Source organism: Acidicapsa acidisoli (assembly GCF_025685625.1).
GTDB classification, from domain to species: Bacteria; Acidobacteriota; Terriglobia; order Terriglobales; family Acidobacteriaceae; genus Acidicapsa; species Acidicapsa acidisoli.
Genome location: NZ_JAGSYI010000001.1, coordinates 1,171,064 through 1,192,892, shown reverse-complemented (window position 1 = coordinate 1,192,892; position 21,829 = coordinate 1,171,064). Strand labels below are relative to the sequence as shown.

Sequence of the window (21,829 nt, the reverse complement as noted above, 5' to 3'; positions counted from 1 at the left end):
GATTTCATAGCTGGAAGCGAACTCCCATCGAGCTGGCTGCGGAGTAAGGCGTGGATCCGTACTCCGAGGTCGCTCGTCCGGCTGGAATTTCCAGGTGCAGGTAGGAAGAGAAGCGGTTGCCGAACCTGCGCTCAGTGTCGAAGATGGCGGTGCAACTGCGGTCGTTGAGGTTTGCAACCACGGAAGCGGCCAGGTCCCATTGCTTCCAGCCGGGCAGCTCGCGCAGGCGCGTTTTACCGGCGCGAAGGAATGCGTAATGCTGGCGTCCGACGAGAGGAAAGACGGTCGCGTCCCGATAGTACGGAATATTGGGAGGGGTGAAAAACTCGCCGATGAAGGTGACGCCGGAAGTGGTGGTGTATTTGCCGCCGAGGAGGATGGCCTCATGCTCGCGCCAGGCGGCCTCGCCGTGCAACTCCCAGGCCTCGCCTAGGACACGCGTAAAGGTGAGTCCGCTGAAGGTATCGCTGCCGCGATCGTGGCCGGCGATGAGCGAAGTATCGAATCCATGCACCAGAACGTTATACCGGAAGGCCGTGGTGTCGTGCAGGTTCGACTGCGCCGGGGCGAGCGCAGCCGTCGACCAGGCGAGACTCATGGCGTGCGGGCCATGGACCCAGTCCGCCTTGATCATGTCACGGCCTTCGTTGAGGCTGAGGCGGTCGGTGGGGTTGGTTGGGTCACGGGGCGGATCGAGAACTCCGGCGGCCGTGAAGGCGTAGCCTGTACCCCAGCGAACGATGCGGCGGCCAAGCGTGAAATCGAAGTCTCCGGCGGAAAGACCGGCATATGCCTCCTTCACGCGCAATTGGGTCGCGGTGTCGGTGTACGTGTCGGCGAGTCCCACGACGCTGGAGGAAAGGCTCCAGCGTTGGTAGCGGAGGGTGAAGGAGGGCTCGAGGAGGACCTGGTTGAGGACCTGCGGAATCGGCGCCTGCAGATTGCTGTAGACAGTCGCGTCGTCGATGGCGGCGAACGAAAATCGGAAGTCATAACGGCTCTGTGGAGTGGGAGCATCCGGAACGGGCGTATCTGAAACGAGATTGTCCTGTGCTCTGGATTGCCAGCACGCCGTGGCAAGGATGATCGAAATGAGGATCCGATATTTCATCGTTGTCGCCAGCTTTGCTGAATAATGCGGGAGAATGCTGTCAGTGTGTGTGTTTCCCGAGTGATAGCCCAACACGGTCAGAATCGGTCTGCGCGCCCTTGATAGAAGAGTTTGTCTGGGAGCTCTCGCGGGGCGATGCCGGAGTACTCGAGGACGCTGTGGGAGTTATGGCGAATTTCGTCGTAGAGAGTCATGCGCCGGAGCTGGACTCTGCCATTGACCGACGCGAACTCGTCGAACGTTGCGGATTTGATGAGCTTACCGGAGGTGAGATAGAACTCGGCCTTCACCGGACGGTCATCTTCCACGCGAACCCATAAGAGGATCCGCTGATACGTGGCGCCCTTTCGCTTTGCGGTGAGATCGAGCAGGTAACAATCCTGCGTGCCGACCTTCTCCGTGCGCAAATAGACGGGAGTGTAGTCGGCGGCATAGTTGGTGCGTGCGACATCGCCGTTGGAGGCGTCGCCTGACAGGCGCTCTAATGGCGTGATGCGTACCGGGCGGCTGGTATCTGGCAGATAAACCCACATATCGTCGCCCAGCATGAGCAAGTGCTGTCCCTTTTCGCGGGGGCTCATGAATTCGACGTAAGTCTTCTCGGTACCTTTCTGCGAGACCTCGTAAAGCTTCTCTTCGTCTGCCTTGCTTGCTTCGTAGTTAGTGATTTTGACGTGAAGGACATACGATGGCCAGCCGTTGCGAAAGATATCGGCGCGTTTGAGGACGGCCTCTGCATCAGGAGTGGTTGCGAGGGTCGCGCCGTGGCTCACCAGCATGCATGTGAAGAGAAAGCCGGCGAGGAGGAGAAGCAGGAACGTGCGCAGAATCGAGTTGATGTTAGACATGAGCTAATGCCTCCGCAATTTGCAGCCGCGATGCGCGGATCGCCGGCAGGATGGATGCGAGCGCCAGTGAGAGAATGACCAGCAATGATGAGGCGATCATCAGGCTGGGTACGTGGAGAACGCGAAAGCTCATTGGCGCCGTGGTTCCGGGAGGCGGAGGCAGATGGATGCCGGAATGATTCAAGAGGACTCCAAGGAGATTACCCCCGACCACGCCCACGATTGCGCCAAGCACTCCGAGAAGAGTGGCTTCGAGCATGAACAGAGCCATGATCCAGGAACGTGGCGTACCCATCGCCAGCATGGTTCCGATCTCGCGGGTGCGCTCGAACATGCTCATCAGCAGCGTGTTCACACTGGACATGAGGACCATGAAGAAGACGATGACGCCGAGGAAGACGAAGATGGTGCTGAAGAGAGAACGGACCTGCTTGTAGTACGCGGCGAGATCGATCCATTTCTTCAGAACCAGGTGTTGTGGCGATCCGTTCAGGCGCGGAGCGAGCGCAGATGCGACCTTGTCGGTGTTTTCCGTTGCGTCGAGGCCGACGACGAGGTTGGTGACGCGGTCGCTTTGCAGCAGACGCTGTGCTGAGGGCAAGGTAATGCGCAGATAGCGGTCATCGACCTCCTTGTAACCGGTGTTCACCGTGCCGACGATCTGCACGTCGATTCCGTTCAAGGCTCCGTCGGAGGTTACCGCAAGGAGCGTGAGTCCGTCGCCGGGCTTTACATTCATGGAGCGGGCCACGCCGGTGCCGATGAGCGCTTCTACTTCCCCGCCCGGTCTGGCATCGAGGTCTCTTCCCACGGCCAGTCGCGGCGTAAAGCCCAGGCTTTTTTCGGCTACTGGATCGACGGCACTTCCCATGAAAACGCCGGACTTCACGCCGTTGGAAAGCATGCCGTAAAACTCGATGCGGGGTGCGACGCCGCGTACATGGCCGCCGGTTGATACGGATGCGGCCACCTGCCGCCAGTTGTCGATGCCGGTATCGAGGACGTGTTTTTCTTCGCGGTCGAAGTGCTCGGCGGTGAAGATCTGTATATGGCCGAGGCCGTCGTTGATGGTGCTCTCGCGCAGGCCCCAGAACATGCGGGCAAAGAATCCGCCGACGAGCAGAAGACCGGCTACGCCGCCGCCGACCATGACCAGCGTCATCACGGTCCGTCGCCGATTGCGAAAGATGTTTCTAAAGGCAAGAAGCAAGAACTTCCACATGGCTGCCTCCTTCGGTAAGAGAGTCGGACGCGATGCGTCCGTCGCATAGCTCAACGATGCGGTCGGCATGTTCCAGCAATCGCGCGTCGTGGGTGGAGAACAGGAAGGTCAGGCCGAGTTGGCGGTTCAGTTCGCGCATCAGGTCGATGAGTTGCGTGGCATTGCGCGTGTCGAGATTGGCCGTCGGCTCATCGGCAAGCACGAGAGCCGGACGGTGCACGATAGCGCGCGCCACGGCGACACGCTGCCGTTCGCCGCCGGAGAGCAGATCCGGACGATGATTGGCACGGTCAGCGAGGCCTACGCTCGCGAGTGCGGCGGCGACGCGTTCGCGGCGCTGAGCTACGGGCACCCCCTGCACGAGGAGCGGAAATTCGACGTTCTCCGCGGCCGTGAAGACGGGGATCAGATTGAAGGTCTGAAAGACGAACCCAATCTTCTCCCGGCGAAGCGCGGTCAACCGCTTTGAATCCAGCCTGGACGTGTCGACGCCTTGCAGCAGAATTCGGCCGGTGGTCGGCTTGTCGATGCAGCCGATCAGGTTCAGCAGGGTTGACTTTCCACTGCCGCTGGGGCCTGCAATCGCCAGGAACTCTCCGGCACATATGTGCAGGCTCGCATCGTCGAGGGCGCTGACCGAGTTATGGTCCAGGGAGTATCTTCGACTTACGGATTCGACTCCGACTATTTCATCCATCGCAGGTTCCTTTCCGGAGTGCCCTTGCACTGAACGGAAGGTACCGCACCCCCCTGACGGGCGCATTCAGTTTCTGACAAAGGGTTCCGATAGCTGACGGAGGGTGTAAATCGTCGGACGAACCGCTTGAGCAATTGGGGACGTTCCCACTGCGGCAGACGAATTCCGCCAAGATATATTTCCGAGAATCTGCTTGGCGGTGGTTGCTTTGAGATGCGCCTACTGTGGTTTTGCTTTAGTCGCCGGATTCGCTTCGATGAGACAGAAAATTGCTGCAGCAAGGCTCAGAACGAGTGAACCATAGCTGCATAGCAGGATGGTCTTTGCCTGTTCAATGGACTCAGGAGTCCATATATTCTCCTTCGGGAGTTTTCGCGCTAATGTGCCGGGACTCGACTCAAGGGGATGCTCCTGAATCCACTCTCTTGCCACGTCAGTCAAGCCGGAATCCAGGCCTTTGACACGAATCTGCGTTGGCTTTTCCGGGGGGTATGCATAGGTGTACCTGTCAAGCATTCTGGGATAAAGGAAGCCGGAGAGGATCGCGATGACGAAGCAGACAATGCCTGCGATCGTCCAGGCTCGGCGGTATTTTGCTGCCGGTGCTTGCCGGGCCAGCGCCGATATGGTCAGAAGAATGATGAGAACGAGGAAAGATAGAAGCCCGACGTGATAGCCGGGCTGGGTCTCGTCCGGAGGGGCAATCTTCTTCAAGAATCCGCCGAACGCGGTAAACAGGAACAGCACGACCTGCACAAGGGAGACGATGATTTTTCTGCCGTCTCTGGCCGTCTTCACTGGATCACACTCAGGACTACGTTTCTTGGGTTGCCGCCGGATGCTCCAATGCTGATGGGTTTCTGATCTGTCAGTGGAGGAAATGGATGCCCCGGTTTGCCGGCCCAGATTACGTAATCCGCAATGGTCAAGGTTGCCGATGATCCCGACCCAACTCCATCGAATGCCTGGCTCTTATACGGCTCCTTCGGAGGCTTTCGGAACAGGCCTTCCCATGCGTAGTAGACCTGGAGGCCTTCGACAAGCCTGGCGTCCCCTCCGCGTATGCTTACCACGACTTTGTACTGATCGTCGCCGGGTTGAGGCTCTCCAGCCATGACGTTGTCGTACTTCTTCATTTGTTTCTGAATATCGTTGTAAACCGCGTCCACTTGTTCCTCGTCATCTGGAGTTACTTTCTCCCGGCCTTTGAGTATTACGGCGAGAAGTGCATTGAGTGCCTGCGCTTCATCGTGTATCCCGGTTAGTGTTTCCCTGCGCAAGGATGGGCCTGTTCTCTGCAAATACGTCTTGTGGGCGTGCGCGAGCCAGACGGCAAGCGTTCTGATTCTTGCTGTCATTACGTCCTTGTCAGACGGGTTGAGAAACCGCTCCGCGGGAAGGCCGTCGAATCGAATGGAAAGATCGTGAAGCTCGGCTGTGCTCTTCGCCAGTTCCTCTCGCAGAGCGCGGTCCACGGTTAGACTGATCAGAAATCCGCTGCCAAGTGCTTGCCGTAGTTTCTCTCCACCATTTGCCTTCGGCAGCACCAGACGGGTTCCGGCGGACAGGGGATCGATCTTGTTCAACGAAGGATTGAGATCGTAGACCACGGTAAAGGCCTCGACATCCGGTTCGATGCCGTTGGCCGTCAGCAGATCATAGATGTTGGCGGTGCTTTGGGTTGTGATCATCTCTGTCGTAAGCGCAAAATCGCCGTCGGGCCAGGGTGCGGGAGAAAGGTCGCTGGCCTTGATCAAATCAACGCTAATGGTGCGGCCGGCGAGGGTGGTATCAACATATCCAGCCCCGCATGGATTAACAATTGAGGCCAGTAACAGGAGGATGCCGGCTGCATTCCTGGCTGCATCCTTGAGCCGCAGACTCATCGGTTCGCTCCTCTTCGGTCAGATTCCCGTGTATGTCAGAATTCGCTCTTGAGATTGTCTTTCATTCCAAAATCGAACAAGGCCGGCAGTTGAATGTCGGCCTCCTTCATTTCCGGGTAGAGTTGTCGAACCAGAGGCCGCACCTGCTGCTGCGTATCGTGCAGCAATTGCGCCAAAGGTTCTTGCGGATGAGCTTTTGCCTCCTGGATGAGTGCCTCTACCAACAACGAGTGACCCAACCCCTGCACCATGGTCGCTCTTGCGGTCTTGTCAGGCTGCGTGGCAGAGAGGATTTTCATGCGCTTGTCGTAGCCAAGCTGTCCGAAGCTGGCGTCGCCGAGCGGCCCGGGACGAAACTCTCGACCCGGCATCGCTGCCGAATGACAGGAGTCCAGTATCATCACCGCCTCTCCAGCATCTACTCCTGCCCACCAGGCGCTGAAGTCCTGGCTGGAAATTGTGCGCTGAAGAAACGCGCTCGCTTTCTGGCAGGCCGGACTTTGCTCCTCGGGATGCGTAAGGCAGCGAGTGAGCACGTCTTCCGTAACTCCTGATACGGCGCCGGTGTCGTAAGGCACAACGTAGAAAGTTCCTTGCGGATCGGCGTAGCCATGGCTGGAGATGAATAGCACGACCGCGTCGTCCGGAGTTGCGGTCTGAACTTTGTGATCCGGATCGACGGCATCCCGTTCAGTATCCGTGATCGATCGTCCAGCCAACAGATCGAGGATCGCCTTCACATTCGCTTTCGTCGCTTGTTCCAGCACCACTCGTGGACTGTCCGGAGCCAGCGTTGACAACAGTGAAACATCGATCACGTTATATTCGCTTGCCAGCTTCTCGTGCAACAGTTGCGCAGCGCTTTGTGCGCTTGGCGCGGCCAGGTCCAGATTCCAGTGTGACTGGTTTGCGTTCACCCCGACAGTGATCAGATAAGCGCGGCGGGTTACCGGCGCCTCGGACAAAAACGGCGCGTTGGGCGGAGGATATTCGAGCGGCCCGGCAGTCAGGCTCTTGACCCGATCCGAGTTGAAGGCATACGCCGTGAAGTCGACCTTTTCAATGCCCTTACGGCGTGGCAGGCGGATATGGTTGAAGACGTGTGTGTACTCACCGTTGACCAGCTCGATCTCATGAGTCTTTCGCCAGGATTCTATCTCCGTCTGTGCGGCCTGTGCATTGGGCGACCGCTCTCGAACGCCAGTTGTTTCAGGCCACTGAGCGATCAGTTGCCCATCCCGAAACAGGCGTAAATCGTAAGCGCCGCTTTGCATAGGATGGCCGCGCTCGTCCTTCTGTGTCTCTGAGGCTGGGCCGTTTACTTTGACGGCGACGGAAACAAACTCTCCGTCTGGCTCTGGATCGGCCTTGATCAGTTCTACCGTGGGCTGTGCGCGGTTCAGGCTGGACAATGGCCGGATTGCGGGAAGCTTCTCAAAGTTCCACAGTTTTGCGAGGAGGTCCGGGACATAGTAATCGCGAAGAAAGACTTCCGGCGGCAGCGCTCGAAATGGATCGTCGGGAAAGACCCAGTTCAAGCCCCGGATCTCGTCCAGATCGTCGGTGTCGAAGCGGCCTTCGGGATCGGAAACAACCCAGTGGTCCCGGTCGACGGCAAACAACGCAGCGAGTTCCTTGCCGTTGATGTCCCACAGCCTCACAGCGCCATCGCCGGTGTGGCATGACGCGATATGCCGGCCGGCAGGGTCAATGGCCACACAAGCGGTTGCTTCGCCGGGCCCGGGCGATATCCACACCTGGCGCTTATGGTCGATATCCCAGAGCCTCAGGGTGCCGTCTCCGAGGCCCGAAATGAGACTGTGGCCGTCGGCGCTGAATACGATGCGGTCGTTGCCGAATGTGCCGCGAGTACTATGCGGATTCAGATTCCCCAGTTCCCGCCCTTTGGATGTTTCGAGCAGTCTGATCTTGTACATGCCACCGGCGGCGAGGGTCCGGCCATCGGGGCTGAAGGCCAATGTGCTGAAACTCGGGTCTTTCCCGGCGATATTCAACACCTCATGTCCATCTTCGAGATCCCAGAGCCTGATCGGCCCCGCTCGGCTCACCGAAGCCAGAGTATGACCGACAGGGCTGAGCGCGATGTCTTGATTCCATTTCTGGCCTGTCAGAGACCGGTTCTTCTGTCCGCTGGTCACACTCCAGAGATTGATCGCATCGCTGGTTGTTCCCAGTGACGCCAGAACGCTGTCATCGGGGGTGAATCCGAGCGAAGTGACTCCGCAGTAGTATGCAGACGGAGGACAGACGTCTCCGTCCATTTCGTGGAGCTGGCCGCCACTCTTTACATCCCAGAGCTTTACCTTGCCGTCTGTGCTTCCGGAGCCAAGAACGCCGCCGTGGTGATCGAACGCGACGGCTGCAACCCCGCTTGCGTGGCTGCCAAGGATTCGTTCCCCATGTCCAGCTTCCGCATCCCATATCCGGATCTTCCCATCGCCGCTACCCGATGCAAGGCTATGGCCATCGGGAGAAAATGCAACTGTCAAAACTCCATTGGCGTGGCCGGTAAGATTTCGCAGTTGCCGGCCTGTGGCCGTGTCCCAGAGGCGGGTTGTCGCGTCCATACCGCCGGAAGCCAGTATGTCTCCATGGGGCGAGAAAGCGACGGAATAGACCAGCCCTGCGGAGCTTGCATACTGGCCCACCAGGGTTCGGATCAGGCGTTCGGGATTTACTTCCCAGAGTTCGATCGCGTTTGGTGCGGCTCCGCTCACGTGTGTGGCGGTGTTGTCTTCTCCTGCAATCGCCAAGATCTTGCCGTCGGGACTAAAGGCCAATGAATGCACGTGATCGAGATGAGTGAACAACATTTTCGGCTCGCCTCCGGCTTTCATGTCCCAAAGCTCGACTGCCCTGCTTAGGCCTCCCGAGGCCAGGGTTCGGCTATCCTGAGTGAAGGCCAGGGAGTAGATGAAGGCGGCGTGGGCTGTCAAGTTTCGCAGTTCGCGTCCGGTTGACGGATCTCCCAACGTGATCGTGGCGCTCTCTCCCGCGCTGGCCAGCAGATGCCCATCGGGGCTGAAGGCTACCGTCGAAGGAAGTTTCTCCGTGGCCAGGCTCAGCCGCTGGCGTCCTGCTTCCACATCCCAAAGCACGACCCGCTTGAGGTCACCCATTGCCAGGGTATTTCCATCTGCGCTGAAGGCCACGCAAGCCGGCAAGCCCCTCTTTGTCTCAATCCTGTTCAACTCGCGGCCCGTCTCCGTATCCCACAACCTGGCCGAGCCATCCCAGCTTCCGGAAGCCAGCATGTGTCCGTCGGGCCGGAAGGCCAACGAGGGAACGGGGCCTTTGTGTCCAGCCAGGGTTCGCAGCCCGCGCCCGGTGTCGACGTCCCAAAGTTTGATCGTGCCATCGTATCTTCCGGAAGCGATAACGCGGCCGTCAGGGCTGAAAGCAACCGACATCACGGTGTTGGCGCCGGATTCGACCACAAGATGGGGTTTCTGTGCGAAGGCCGCGGCACAGGAGATCGCATACATCCACCACAACAGGAACGCAGCTAGCTTGAGAAGCTTCAAGGATCACCTGCTGGACCAAGATGTCTCGGACATCTTGCGCAGAGTCTTTTCAAAGAAAATTGGCGTGTGCCGAGGCCTGCGACGACAGATTACTCCGGTTCGGCGCTGGTTGTTTCCTGATTTTTAGTTGGCTGGGTTATGGCCCTTAGCGCGCAACGCAAATCTACGAAAGGATGGCTATCGAATTCTTTGGAAGGATCACCTGGCCGTCCATCTCCGTTACACCGCCGCGCGATTTGAGGATGAGGCGCTTGCCTTGCGGCAACGGAACGCGAAATTCGTCTTGGCCCAGATTGCAGGTTACGATTATCTCGCCGCGCTCCATGGATAACCACATCTCGCGCTGGTCAAATTGGTTAAATCGAACATGCGTTTGGCCCGGCTGGCCATCGTTCAACGAGGGCATAGTGCGGCGCAACCGGATCAGCTCGCGGTACCATGCCAGCATCTCTTCATGCGTACCTTCGTTTACCTCGTCCCATTTCAACTTCGATCGTTCATACGTTTCTCGCTTCTCCGGGTCTGGGATTAGATCCGGGTCCCAGCCGAAGGCCGCGAACTCTCTCTTTCGTCCTTCGGAAACAAGCCGGGCCATCTCTGGTTCCTGATGGTCGGCAAAGTATTGGAAGGGCGATGAAGCAGCCCACTCCTCGCCTTGAAACAACAGCGGAATAAATGGGCTCAGCAACACGAGTGCGGCTGCGATTTTGGCGCGGTCGAAGCCAACAATCTCCAGCAATCTCTCTCCGGTTGCCTGATTTCCCACCTGATCGTGATTCTGGATGAATCCAATAAACCGATGCTGCGACAGGCTGCCTGTGGAGCGCCCATGGATACGGTGCCGGAACTTCGAATATATCCCGTCGTAGACGAAGTTCCGCTCCACGGCTTTTGCCAATTGACTTAACCGGCCAAAGTCCGCGTAGTATCCCGTTGTTGGACCGGGGTTGAGCACGGTGAACAGTGCATGATGAAAATCATCGTTCCATTGCGCATCCATGCCAAGGCCGCGGGCCTCACGCGGAGTTACTACGCGTGGATCGTTCAGGTCGCTCTCTGCGATCAGTACGAAGTGGCGCGCGAGAGTTGCTCCCAATACCTCCACCTCGGCGGCGAGCTGCTCCAGAAAATGAATCGCCGATCGGTCGACGAATCCATGCACTGCATCCAGCCGCAACCCGTCGATATGAAAGTCCCGCATCCACATCAGAGCGTTGTCACAGAAGAATCTTCGTACCTGATGCGCTCCGCCGCCTTCAAAATTTACTGCCCCACCCCAGGGGGTGCTGTGCGATTCCACAAGATAGGGACCAAACTTGCCGGTATAGTTTCCGACTGGGCCAAAGTGGTTGTAGACCACGTCGAGAAGCACTGATAGGCCCCGTGCGTGCGCGGCATCGACGAATCGCTTCAGAGCGTCCGGCCCTCCATACGGTTGATGGACTGAGAAGAGTGCGACGCCGTCGTAGCCCCAACCCTGGTCGCCTGCGAAGGATGCAACCGGCATCAACTCCACGTGGGTCACGCCGAGATGAACGAGGTGATCGAGCCTGCCAATCGCCGAATCCAGCGTTCCTTCCTGTGTGAAGGTGCCAATATGCATTTCATAGATCACGGCGCTGGCGAGCGGAGGCGGCCTGAAATCGACATCCTTCCAGACGAATGCCTGCTGGTCATACAAGCGAGACAACCCGTGAACACCGTTCGGCTGGCACAGAGAACGCGGATCAGGATAAGGCTTCGGATCGTCATCGATCAGGTAGCCGTAATCCGCGCCGGGCATGGCTTCCGCGACATCGAGCCGCCACCAGCCATGATCATCCGGTCCATTCATCGCGAATGTGGTCGGCGCCAATAGAGCGCTGCTCACTCTCACAGCGAGCTTCTTCGCTCGCGGAGCCCAAATCTCAAACCGATGCATCTACTCCGCCTCCTTGATCAAAAGCGCGACGGGAAAGTGCTGCAACAACGCCTGCACACGCATACGGCCGCCCTTCACTCCATCGCCGGTGAGCACGTTCTTCCAACTACCCTGTGGCAATTCGAGCGTCGTTGACGCCCAGCTATCGCCAAGCTTCAGCGTCCAGCGGGGAACGATGGTGGCGACCCTGTCTGCTCGCAGATATCCCACGACGTGCTCGCGCCTGTGTCCCTCAGCGGCCAATGGCGTATAAGCTGCGTCTGCTCCAAAGCACTCCGGATGTTTGCAGCGAAGAGACAGCGCATTGTGGATCACCCACATCTTCGGCATGCCTTTATCGACACTACTGCCAATCCGGCTCAGGATTTCTTTTACATCGACGCCCTTTTCCAACTTGCTCAGGATGCTTCGGCGCTCGTCGTAGTCGACTGGCCTGCGGTTGTCCGGGTCCACGAGGCTATGGTTCCACAACTCACCGCCCTGATAGGTATCCGGCACGCCTGGAGCGGTGCACTTCACAAGGGTCTGTGCGAGGCTGTTGACGCGCCCTGCACTCAATACGCGTTCAACAAACTTCTCCAACTCTGCGATGAATTCGGCGGAATCCAGAATCCGCTCGATGAAGTTTCGCAATGCGTCTTCGAATTCCTTGTTCTGTTGCGTCCAACTGGTTTGCTGCTTGGCTTCGCGAGCCGCTTTCTCCATGTAAGCAATCAGCCGGTCTTTTGCAATGGGCCATGCGCCGATCAGGGTCTGGTATAAAAAATACTCCGTGTTTCGATCAGGGTGACTCCCTTTCCGGAACCGCGCATTCATCCGCGACCAGCGGTTCAGCGCAGATCTCCATCGTCCTGGAATCTCTGTGATTGTCGCCAGCCGTGCTCTTACATCGTCGGCTCGTTTCGTATCGTGCGTTGAGAGCGTGGTCATGGTCAGAGGGTGAGTTGCCTGCATCTTTGCAAAATAATCGTGAAACGCCTCAACGGACATTCCGTCGAGGCCCGGATTATTGCCCACCTCGTTCAAGCCGACCATGCGGTTGAAGCAATAAAACGCCGTGTCTTCCACGCCTTTCGCCATCACAGTAGACGTGAATTGTTGGAGGCGCATCAGAAATTCGCCTTCCATCTTGCCCCGAACACGCAGTGTCAGCACATCGGCGATGAAGTCGAAGAGGCCAGCATCGAGATCCTGCCTTCGCGCCTTGGCCATTGCCACCGCGTTGTCGATGTATAAGCGATCCTCATCGAGGATGCGGTCTCGATCGGCAACCACATACGTTCGATAGACCGGGAAGCTCGACGCCACTTCGCGAAGCGCACGGCGAATCTCCGCGCGCGTGTAATCGCGGCGGTCGCGGTTGCTCTCGCATATCTCCACGAATAAACTCGCCAGACGGTTGATGTCACTGCCTAAAGCCTCTTGCTCAACCATCTGTTTCTTCTGCTGCGCCACTTCGGCGAAGTCGACCGGCTCGCCGGTGAACTCGCTATAAATCTTCGTGAGTTCCGTCAGGCCCTCGCCATGCACGAGGAATCTGTTGCACACGTTCATGAAGTCGTAGCCGCTGGTTCCCTGAATCGGCCAGCTATCGCGCAGAAACTCTCCGGGCTCGAGAATCTTCTCGCCGACAATCCATGCTTCTGGCGCGCGTTTTCTCAATCGTTCGAAATACTGCTGGGGATCGCGCAGACCATCGGGATGATCGACGCGCACGCCGTCCAGCACGCCATTCTCGAGCCATTGTAGGATTCTGCAATGTGTCGCCTCGAAGACATGCTCCCGTTCCATTCGCAGGCCGATCAGCGTGTTCACGTCGAAGAAACGCCGATAGCCCAACTCCTGATCGGCCGTGCGCCAATAGGCCAATCGATAGCTCTGCTGATTCAGCACCTCATCCAATGCATCCATCTCGTGATTCAACTCGTCCACGCCGCGGGAAATTGCCGCGGATACTTCCGGTTGCTCTTTGCAAAGCTGCTTCAACATTCGATAGATCACGGTCTTGTCGCGATGCCTCGCACTCGCGTCGCCGCGATTGCTCAATTCCGGTGACGGCAGACGCGCGAAACTCCCGGCGATGAAGTGAAGCGTGTCACTGTGCGCGTACTCGGCAGCCTTTGAAAGCAAGTTAGACAAAGACCTTGGAGCGACTGGAAAGAGATTGTCCGAGTAGCGCACTTGAAAGCGGTCGCCTGTGTATTCCAGCTTGATTCGGCCTGCGCTCAATTCCCGTCCGTACTGGTCCCCGAGCACGGGAATCAGAACTTTGTTCTGCAGCTTCACCTCCGCCGATTGCCAATCGATATCGAACCAGGTTGCGTACCGGCTGGATGGGCCGTTTTCAATTACGTCCCACCAGTACCGGTTTTGCTGGCCGAGCGCCATATGGTTCGGCACGATATCCAGCACCTGACCCAACTCAAGCTCTTTCAAACGCTGGCAGAATCGGCTGTGTCCTTCTTCGCCGCCCAGCTCCTCATTAGGCTTTTCGGGGTCTACCACGTCATATCCATGGGTGCTGCCGGGAATTGCCTGCAGATATGGCGAACAGTACACATGCGAGATGCCGAGCCTCTTCAAATAGTCGGCCACTCCGGCCGCGTCTTTGAAGGTGAATCCTGCATGCAATTGCAGCCGGTATGTCGACAAGGGTATTTGTGGCATAGGCGCTTACACCCTTAGAAGTGGCGAAGGGACTCCACGTGCCCGGGAGGCGGGGTGACCGGGGGCATCACGTTGAGGTCGCCTGAGCGTTCGGCGCGGCTTTCGAGCGAGCGGCTGACGAGTTCACGAGAGCCAAGCCCGACGGCCAGAGCGAGTGTGAGCACGATGCCCCCGAAGAGGATGCTGAAGGCCAGCTCTACGATGTTGCCGCCCACCTGGAGGTGGTCGAGGACCATGGCGGCTGTGAGAACAAGCACCAGCCATTTGACGCCCAGCGAGAGGAACCGCGCGTATTGGAGTTGTGCGTTGACGGCTCCAATGAGAACGGATCGCGCGAGAAAGCGGGCTACGATATTGCCGGCGATGAGCAGGAAAATCGCGCCGACGGCATGGGTGAGATAAGGCAGGAGGGAGATCGGGAGCGTGGCTGCCGTTGCGTAAGAAGCGTCGAAGGCGGAGACGCCGATGATCAACCCGAGCAGGATGCAGGCCCAGAAGGAGATGCGGGCGATCAATTCGGTCGGAGCCGTCGCCGGGGTCCAATCGGCGTTGCCGCGCTCGCGGATGAGGCGATCGTCGAACTTTGCCCAGGTAAGCGCCCGCCGCAGAAACGCGGAGAGCGCCATGCCGACCAGCGTAAAGATAGCCAGTGCAACGAAGAAAGCGAGGATGCCCGGCAGGATCGCGATGAGCAGCGAGAGGATGCGGTAGAGCGATTGATGAAGCGCATCGGACATATGCTGCCAGATTGAACCATTGTCCACGTACACGGTCTGCGGGACCTGGTCCGTGACGGACTGAAGTATGGTGGCTGGAACGTATCGCATAGGACTAACTCCTTTATTCAATTCGTTCGCTTCGTGACGGAAACGGGGTCACGTGTTAAACCCGGTATCCAACATTGGACATCAAGGGTTAAATCGATCTGGCCAGCGCCAGCGCGAGACCAGGTAGGGCTTGTCGGCCTCGAAGGCGGCAGCGACCGCTTCGATGTGGCTCTCCGGGTTGACGCCGGAAGCGGTGATATTGATGTGGCTCGCAACCCATGCCAGGTAGAGCGGGATAAGCGCGCCAAGAAGATGTCCGCGATTGATTGTGCGGAGCCGGTAAGCGAGGAGAAAGTCGAAGACAACGCGCGCCCAGAGATTGTCGGGCATGCGGAAGTCCGCTGCTTCGGTGACAGAAAGCCGCTTGAGTCCGAGCAGTGAGTTTGGCGGCAGAACCAGCGACCATATCTCGCGGAGATTGGTGTAGGCAAGGCGAAAGGCATCGAGCATTGGGCCTATTTCGGGTGCGCCATCGGCGGCCGAATCGTGCGTCCCTGTATGCTGGCTCGAGTTGCGCGCAGGCGACAAAGGACGGCTGCGCTGCCAGAATGCTGCCTTGGCGTCGATATCGGCGAAAAGAGAGCCGGTAACCCTGGCGAGGATCGCGTTCAGGTCGGTCTCGGTTGGCTGCGGACTGACGCGTGGTCCAACGTCGAACTCCTGGATGGCGAATCCGGCAACTGCGGCTTCCTCGATCGGCCAGACGATTGAGTCGGGTTGGTTCAGGGAGGTAAAGCGCTGGGCCACGGCGGCGAGGCGTTCGGCCATGCGCAGAGAGAGGCCGAGATCAATGGCCAGGGGGAAGCGTGCGCGCGAGGCGAAGAGTGCGCGGGTAAGCGGATAGAGGATGGCGGAGTTGACCAAGCCGGCGCGCGGCGACAAATCGTAGTGGGGAACCGCGAGGTCGGTGGGCGTGGCGAGAACGGCATTGGCAAGTTCGAACAGCGAGGGCGAAGCCAGCGACGCGGACCCTGGACCCAGCACTAAAATAGCGCGCGCATTGTTCTTCTGAGCAAGTTGATGGGCGGTGACGAAGTCGAATGCGGTGAGCGTCCAGGAGGCCGTGTTGGCGGGGGCTGGGATGATTCGCAGGGAAGGGTTCGCTTCTGTGGAGGGAGTGTCCGGCGTCGCGATGAGCAGGCTTTCTGCCTGGAAGGAAGCCGTCAGGTTCGCAAGGACAGTTTCAAGCTGGTCGAGCGGCATGGGCGCGAGCAGCACGAGGAGGTCCGCGCCGGCTTCGGCCAATGGGGGTGTGACGTCGGAGATCGGATTTGCTGTCGCCATCATTGCTTTCTCTTGAAACCACTGTTAGAGCAATGCAGGGTGCTGGAAAAGCGCTGTCTGAGTCCTGCAATTCAACGGACGTTAAAGCGATAAGATGCCGGCAAGCGGGATGCGAAGCCATGCCGGGCGATTATTCAGCTCGTAGAGCATTTCATAGAGGGCTTTTTCGAGGAGATAGGTTCCGAGTAGCAATTGAGACTGCTCGGGCGAGGGCAGCAGGAGCGGGTTGACGGCGACAGCTTCGCGGTAGGCTCGAAGGAACTCCGCGGAAGCTGCGTTCTGCCAGAGGATCGCCCACGCTTCGAGGTTCGTTGCGTCCGTGTGCGAGACTTCGCCGTGAGCAGAAAGGTATTGATCGAGACCGGTGTGGGCGGCATACGAGAAGGAGCGAATCATGCCAGCGACGTCCTTCAGCGGGGACTGCTTCTGGCGCCGTTCGGCGAGGGACCGGGCGGGTTCGCCCTCGAAATCGAGCAGAACGAAGTCGCCGGGCTCTGATTTGCCGGAGTCTGTCCCGCCGGTCCGGAGGGTCTGGCCCAGGTGGTAATCGCCGTGAATCCGGATGCGCTGCCCGGTGGGAGTGAAGCCAGTGATGGCGTTGGCGCGTGCAAACAGATGGATGCGGCGTGAGAGAAGCAAACCAGCGTCATCGGCAGTGAGGTCTTTGAGGGTAGAGAGTTTGGCCTTGAGGGTTTCCAATGTGGAGGTAATCTGTGCGTCGATGCGCCGCGCGTCGCTGGCGAGATCCGCCGCGGTCAAGGGTTCGGCTGCGAAGGCCGGGTCGTCGGTCGCGGCGGCGAGGGCGAGGTGCATTTCGGCTGTGCGCCGGCCCAGGATCGCGGCGGCTCCGAGCGCTGGACTGGCGTGTTCGAGAGCCTCGCTGATTGGTTCCCGTTCATGGAGAAAACTCGGGGTGGGGGACTCGTGCGGGGCCGGAAGATTGGCGACGGATGCGAAGAAACCAGCCAGTTGCATGAGAAACCACTGCCAGCCGTCACCCTCGTTGGCGACCAATGTCTGAAGCATGGCGACTGTTGTTTTTTCACTGCTCGCGGAGGCAATCGAGATTTCTCCCAGCAGCGGAGCGATGCGCTGGAATCGGGCGACTTCGGTCAGATACCGGCCGATTTCCACGTCCGGGTTTTCCCCAGGCTGGAGACGCCGGAATAGTTTCAAAATCAGACGCTTGCCGTAAAGAATTGAGGTGTTGGATTGCTCTCCGGAGGCGATTCGGCTTGCCAGGGGTCGAGAGTCATCCAAAGTGGCCAGCGAAGCAGAAGCACGAGCAGTCAAACGGCCATCCTGCGGCGCGGAGGTCCCTGCAATCTGAGATTCGGGTAATGTTTCGGTCTCTGCTGAGAGGGTTACACCGACGTTTGAGCGCGGTGCAACCGCATCTCCAGGCTGAGCGCTCAGGGGAGCGGGCGAGACGCCAGCTTCCAGAGCGGCGGTGCGGTTTGGCGAAAGCGTGAGAGAAGCGTTTTGCTCGATGAGTTTGAGCAGGCCAAGGCGAAAATCTTCGCGCGCTGTCGCATCGTGCAATACCACGGGACCGGCGGGGGTCGTGAGAGACGCGACGATGGCCTGCGGCAAGTTGGCGGTCAGGTCTTCGGCATCTGCGCCGGTGCTGAAGGCTATAGGAAGTTGGTAGTTGTCGGTGGTGCCGTCCGAGTAGGCAATTTCAAAGTAGAACAGCGCAGGAGGAATGTCGCGGGCGTCGGGGGCCGTGCCGCTGGGAATTTCGACCCAGTCGAGCACGCGCAGGTGCTGGACCTTTCGGGTCTTGGCTCCAAACCAGCGCTGCTGCGGCAGCCAGGCTTGCAAAGCGGTTTCGAGGAGAGACAGGCCATGGCCGGTAATGACGCCGGACCAGCCTTTGGTGAGCAGATGGTGCGCGATCGTCTCCGTGACGTCAGTCTCTTCCATCTCCACGACGGGTGGTGTTGGGATGGATTGGGCGAGCGATTCCGGTTTCATGCTGGCGGGCTGGAGTTCGAGCCAGAGGAACGAATACGGAGCGAGAGTCAGCGCATACGCGGTTTCGTCGATGGGTGGAAACGGAACGTAGCCGAGCATTTCGACTGGTTCAAAGCCCACGTAGTCGTGGAGGTCGAGCGAGACAGGCTGAGCGAAGCGGCTGAGGTTGGCGACGCAAAGAACAGTCTCGTGGGAGCCGTCGCCACGATCGAGGTCTCGAAGGTAAGCGAGGATTTTCCGGTTCGCCGGATTCAAGAAAACCAGGGTTCCGCGGCCAAAGACCTGGAAGAGTTTACGCAGCGCGATCATGTTGCGGGTCCAGTGCAGGAGGCTGGACTGGTCGCTTAGCTGGGCTTCCACGTTTACGGCCTGGTAGCCATAGATGGGATCCATGATTACCGGAAAATAGAGCCGGGCCGGGTCGCACTTTGAGAAACCGGCGTTGCGGTCGGAGTTCCACTGCATGGGGGTACGAACGCCATTGCGGTCGCCGAGATAAATGTTGTCGCCCATGCCGAGTTCGTCGCCGTAATACATGATCGGTGTGCCGGGGAAGCTCAGCAGGAGCGAGTTCAATAGCTCGATGCGGCGGCGGTTGTTGTCGACCAGGGGCGCGAGGCGTCGGCGGATACCGACGTTGATGCGCATGCGAGGGTCGGCGGAGTAGGCGAAGTACATGTAGTCGCGCTCGTCGGCGGTGACCATCTCGAGCGTGAGTTCGTCGTGATTGCGGAGAAACAGGCCCCATTGGCAGTTATCCGGAATCGGCGGCGTCTGGGCCATAATGTCGGTGATTGGCAGGCGATCCTCTTGCCGAAGGGCCATGTAAATGCGCGGCATCAGGGGAAAGTGGAAGGCCATGTGGCATTCGTCGCCGTCGCCGAAGTAAGGACGCACATCGGTCGGCCACTGGTTGGCTTCTGCCAGAATGAGGCGGTTGGCGTAGCCAGTGTCGATGGCCGTGCGGAGGGCCTTGATGACGGCGTGAGTCTCGGGCAGGTTTTCGCACGAGGTCGCGTCGCGTTCGAGCAGATAGGGGATGGCATCCATGCGGAGCGCGTCGACTCCCAAATCGAGCCAGAAGCGCATGGCCTTCAGAACTTCTTCGATGACGGCGGGATTATCGAAATTCAGGTCGGGCTGGTGGGAAAAAAAGCGGTGCCAGTAGTAGGCTTTGGCCGCCTCGTCCCATGTCCAGTTGGACTTTTCCGTGTCGGTGAAGATGATGCGGGCGTCTTTGTAGAGCTGGTCGCTGTTGGACCAGACGTACATCTCGCGCGCCGGGCTGCCGGACTCTGCAAGGCGGGCGGCCTTGAACCACGGGTGCTGATCGCTGGTGTGGTTGATGACCAGCTCGATCATCACCTGCATATTGCGCTGGTGGGCGGCATCCAGAAATGCCTTGAAGTCGTTCAGCGTCCCATAGGAAGGGTTCACGTCGACGTAGTTGGCGATGTCATAGCCGTCGTCGCGCAGGGGCGAAGGGAAGAAGGGCAGGAGCCAGAGGCAGGTGACGCCGAGATCCTGAAGGTAGTCAAGGCGCGACATCAATCCCGGGAAATCACCGATGCCGTCGTTATTCGAATCGGCAAAGGCGCGGACGTGCAGTTCATAGATGATCGCGTCCTTGTACCAGAGGGGATCGGTTGCGCTTGCCAGCTTTTTCACGCTTCATGTCTCCGAGCTATTATGCCCCTAATTTCTCTGATCTGACGCATTTGTCTCCGACGTGATTGGATGCGCTTCCTTGTGTTCTCGTTCCCCGGGCCAGGGCTCGGCTTAAGCAAGATTAGGCGAGATCATCGCGTGGCGTGGAGTAGCGCGCCATGCGTGCGGCTATTTTACGTCGCGTTTGCGCGCAACATTGTTCTTTACGGACCCATTCCGGTCCGATCAGCGGCAGAACGCCCCATCTCTAGATCTGTCAATGAGGTCGCAGAGCAGATTCGGCGACCGGTCTCATTTCGCGAGACCGGCCGCATGGCATCCGCTCTGGATTTCTACCTGACCCCTTCGAAGTGGGCTTCGATCTCTTCGAGTGTCTTGCCCTTGGTTTCGGGAAGGAAAAATGCGGAAACCAGGAAATACATCAGCGTGAATCCAGCGAAGAGGAAGAACATCGAGGAATAGCCGAATTTGCTCACGAAGGGCAGGAAGATGGCCGTGAGGGTGGTTGAAACCAACTGATTTAAGGTGAGGGCGATGCTCATACCGTTGGAGCGGATGCGGGTCGGCATCAGTTCCGAGAGCGCGAGCCAGACGCAGACGCCTGGGCCGAGGGCGTAGGAGGCCACGAAAGCGTAAAGCCCGAGCGCGACGAGCCAACCGTGGCTGGACTCCGGCACGCGGCCAATGAGGGCTTTCTTGATGACGAGCGGAGCGGTACGGGCTGCATCCAGATTGGCGAAGGGATTCTTGAAGAACGATTCGACGCTGTTGGTGGGAACGGCGCTGGCTCGTGTGATCTGGATCGGGGTTGCGGCATCATCCGAGCGGACTACGCTGGTGGACGAGGTGAAGTCGCCGTAGGAGTAAATGATCACCATAGAGGCGCGATTTGGGTCAATCACGCTTCCGGAATAGTTTTCTGCCGCCAAAAGTCGCTTTGCTTCCGATGGGTCGAATTTCAGAGTGACCTGTTGATCGGCGTCAACGCGGGCCTGAATCAGGTTCCCGCAATCGATGCTCTGCTTCTCGGTGCGCAGGAAAAAGCTCCCGACACAGATCAGCGAAATTACGATGCCGCTGGTGCCGAGGATGAGGAGAAACCTGCGGCCCTTGCGGTCAACCAGCGTCATGCCCACGATGGTCATCAGGAAGTTGGTGCAGGTGAAGGCCACGTAGCCCCAGTGAGCGTGCAGGTCGGAGAGGCCGCTTTGTAGCAGGATGTCGGTGTTGTATTGAACGACCGAGTTAATGCCCGTCGCGGTATTGAGCGATAGGATGACGCACGCAAGGATGAATGGAATCAGATACTTGCGGCGGAAAAGAGAGCCTTCGGACTTGCCTCCGGAAGAGAGCTTCGCCGAAGCCGCCTGGGCATTTTCTTCCATTTCCCGCAATTCAGTGGCTGCTTGCTCTGGAGTGCGGGAGCGCAGCAGTGCTGCAAGAGCCTGTTCTTTTTTCCCGCGGCGAAAGAGCCAGCGCGGCGATTCGGTTACCAGCAGGCTTCCAAGAACAAAGAGCAGACCGGGCGGCAAAGAAACCCAGAAGATGCGTCGCCAGGTCTGGTCTTTGAAGGTGAAAAGGGTTGCGGCGTCCGCCGTCGCGGCTACGGCTTGCACGCGATAGCTGTAATAAATCCCAACCAGCGCCGCGACGACGATGCCCAGTGTGAGCAGCCACTGGAAGATTCCCGTGCCTTTGCCGCGCGAGGAGGCGGAGAGACATTCCGCTAGGTAGAGCGGAACGACGATTCCAATGAAGCCGCCGCTGATGCCTTGCAGCAAACGGCCAAGAAACAGCGGTTCATATCCGTGCGAGAGGGCAATCACCGGAATGCTGACGATGAACGTGACGCCGCTGAGGACCATGAACGGTTTGCGCCCGATCCAGTCGGCGATCATGCCTGCAAATAAGGTGGAAATCGTCGCTCCGAGCAGCACTGCCGCGACGATCACCGAAAGCTGGCCGGGCGTGAGCCGCGAGGTCGCTTCGAGGTAGGGCAGCGCGCCACCGATGATGCCGACGTCCACCCCATAGAGCAAGCCGCCGAGTCCCGCGACCAGGAGCAGAAACAGGTTGTAATTCCGAATGGCGGAGGTACTGGCCGTGGCCTGCAGGTTGCTGGAACTCATAGCGGTTATTGTCACCCAGTTGACTAACTTATGCTCGAATTGCTTTT

At 58.7% G+C, this 21,829-nt stretch carries 13 protein-coding genes; all 13 read right to left on the bottom strand.

What is annotated here, in order from left to right; translation table 11 throughout:
* Positions 1–4: 4 nt before the first annotated feature.
* The 13 genes from OHL23_RS04755 to OHL23_RS04695 all read right to left on the bottom strand — a co-directional run bounded on the left by OHL23_RS04755 (position 5) and on the right by OHL23_RS04695 (position 21,782).
* Entirely contained in the window at positions 5–1,111 is a 1,107-nt protein-coding gene (locus tag OHL23_RS04755) for a hypothetical protein (RefSeq protein WP_263350619.1), read from the bottom strand.
* 77 nt (positions 1,112–1,188) lie between these two features.
* Complete coding sequence (locus OHL23_RS04750) at positions 1,189–1,959, bottom strand: outer membrane lipoprotein-sorting protein (RefSeq protein WP_263350618.1); 771 nt, start codon at positions 1,957–1,959, stop codon at positions 1,189–1,191.
* The gene (locus OHL23_RS04745) at positions 1,952–3,181 is read right to left on the bottom strand and encodes an ABC transporter permease (protein WP_263350617.1); all 1,230 of its coding nucleotides are present in this window, start codon (positions 3,179–3,181) and stop codon (positions 1,952–1,954) included. The genes OHL23_RS04750 and OHL23_RS04745 overlap by 8 nt, the downstream gene beginning before the upstream one ends.
* Complete coding sequence (locus OHL23_RS04740) at positions 3,153–3,878, bottom strand: ABC transporter ATP-binding protein (protein ID WP_263350616.1); 726 nt, start codon at positions 3,876–3,878, stop codon at positions 3,153–3,155. The genes OHL23_RS04745 and OHL23_RS04740 overlap by 29 nt, the downstream gene beginning before the upstream one ends.
* Positions 3,879–4,097: 219 nt before the next feature.
* Positions 4,098–4,676: a hypothetical protein gene (locus tag OHL23_RS04735; RefSeq protein ID WP_263350615.1), complete on the bottom strand. Its 579-nt coding sequence runs from the start codon at positions 4,674–4,676 to the stop codon at positions 4,098–4,100.
* Entirely contained in the window at positions 4,673–5,764 is a 1,092-nt protein-coding gene (locus OHL23_RS04730; protein ID WP_263350614.1) for a hypothetical protein, read from the bottom strand. The genes OHL23_RS04735 and OHL23_RS04730 overlap by 4 nt, the downstream gene beginning before the upstream one ends.
* A gap of 35 nt (positions 5,765–5,799) precedes the next feature.
* Entirely contained in the window at positions 5,800–9,309 is a 3,510-nt protein-coding gene (locus OHL23_RS04725) for a WD40 repeat domain-containing protein (protein WP_263350613.1), read from the bottom strand.
* 163 nt (positions 9,310–9,472) lie between these two features.
* Positions 9,473–11,230, bottom strand: a complete 1,758-nt coding sequence (treZ, locus tag OHL23_RS04720; protein WP_263350612.1) for a malto-oligosyltrehalose trehalohydrolase — start codon at positions 11,228–11,230, stop codon at positions 9,473–9,475.
* On the bottom strand, positions 11,231–13,897 hold the full coding sequence (gene treY, locus OHL23_RS04715) for a malto-oligosyltrehalose synthase (protein WP_263350611.1): 2,667 nt from the start codon (positions 13,895–13,897) through the stop codon (positions 11,231–11,233).
* Between the two features lie 14 nt (positions 13,898–13,911).
* A complete protein-coding gene (locus tag OHL23_RS04710; protein WP_263350610.1) occupies positions 13,912–14,724 on the bottom strand; it encodes a hypothetical protein in 813 nt (270 codons plus the stop codon).
* Between the two features lie 81 nt (positions 14,725–14,805).
* On the bottom strand, positions 14,806–16,011 hold the full coding sequence (locus tag OHL23_RS04705) for a hypothetical protein (protein WP_263350609.1): 1,206 nt from the start codon (positions 16,009–16,011) through the stop codon (positions 14,806–14,808).
* A gap of 78 nt (positions 16,012–16,089) precedes the next feature.
* Positions 16,090–19,653 carry a maltose alpha-D-glucosyltransferase gene (treS, locus tag OHL23_RS04700; protein ID WP_263350608.1) on the bottom strand — a complete coding sequence of 1,188 codons (3,564 nt, stop codon included), beginning with the start codon at positions 19,651–19,653 and terminating at the stop codon, positions 16,090–16,092.
* A gap of 332 nt (positions 19,654–19,985) precedes the next feature.
* Entirely contained in the window at positions 19,986–21,782 is a 1,797-nt protein-coding gene (locus OHL23_RS04695; RefSeq protein WP_263350607.1) for a sugar porter family MFS transporter, read from the bottom strand.
* Positions 21,783–21,829: the final 47 nt, after the last annotated feature.

Coding starts and splice junctions, on each gene's coding strand:
- OHL23_RS04755 (WP_263350619.1), bottom strand. CDS start 1,111: ATGAAATATCGGATCCTCATTTCGATCATCCTTGCCACGGCGTGCTGG.
- OHL23_RS04750 (WP_263350618.1), bottom strand. CDS start 1,959: ATGTCTAACATCAACTCGATTCTGCGCACGTTCCTGCTTCTCCTCCTC.
- OHL23_RS04745 (WP_263350617.1), bottom strand. CDS start 3,181: ATGTGGAAGTTCTTGCTTCTTGCCTTTAGAAACATCTTTCGCAATCGG.
- OHL23_RS04740 (WP_263350616.1), bottom strand. CDS start 3,878: ATGGATGAAATAGTCGGAGTCGAATCCGTAAGTCGAAGATACTCCCTG.
- OHL23_RS04730 (WP_263350614.1), bottom strand. CDS start 5,764: ATGAGTCTGCGGCTCAAGGATGCAGCCAGGAATGCAGCCGGCATCCTC.
- treZ (WP_263350612.1), bottom strand. CDS start 11,230: ATGCATCGGTTTGAGATTTGGGCTCCGCGAGCGAAGAAGCTCGCTGTG.
- treY (WP_263350611.1), bottom strand. CDS start 13,897: ATGCCACAAATACCCTTGTCGACATACCGGCTGCAATTGCATGCAGGA.
- OHL23_RS04710 (WP_263350610.1), bottom strand. CDS start 14,724: ATGCGATACGTTCCAGCCACCATACTTCAGTCCGTCACGGACCAGGTC.
- OHL23_RS04705 (WP_263350609.1), bottom strand. CDS start 16,011: ATGATGGCGACAGCAAATCCGATCTCCGACGTCACACCCCCATTGGCC.
- OHL23_RS04695 (WP_263350607.1), bottom strand. CDS start 21,782: ATGAGTTCCAGCAACCTGCAGGCCACGGCCAGTACCTCCGCCATTCGG.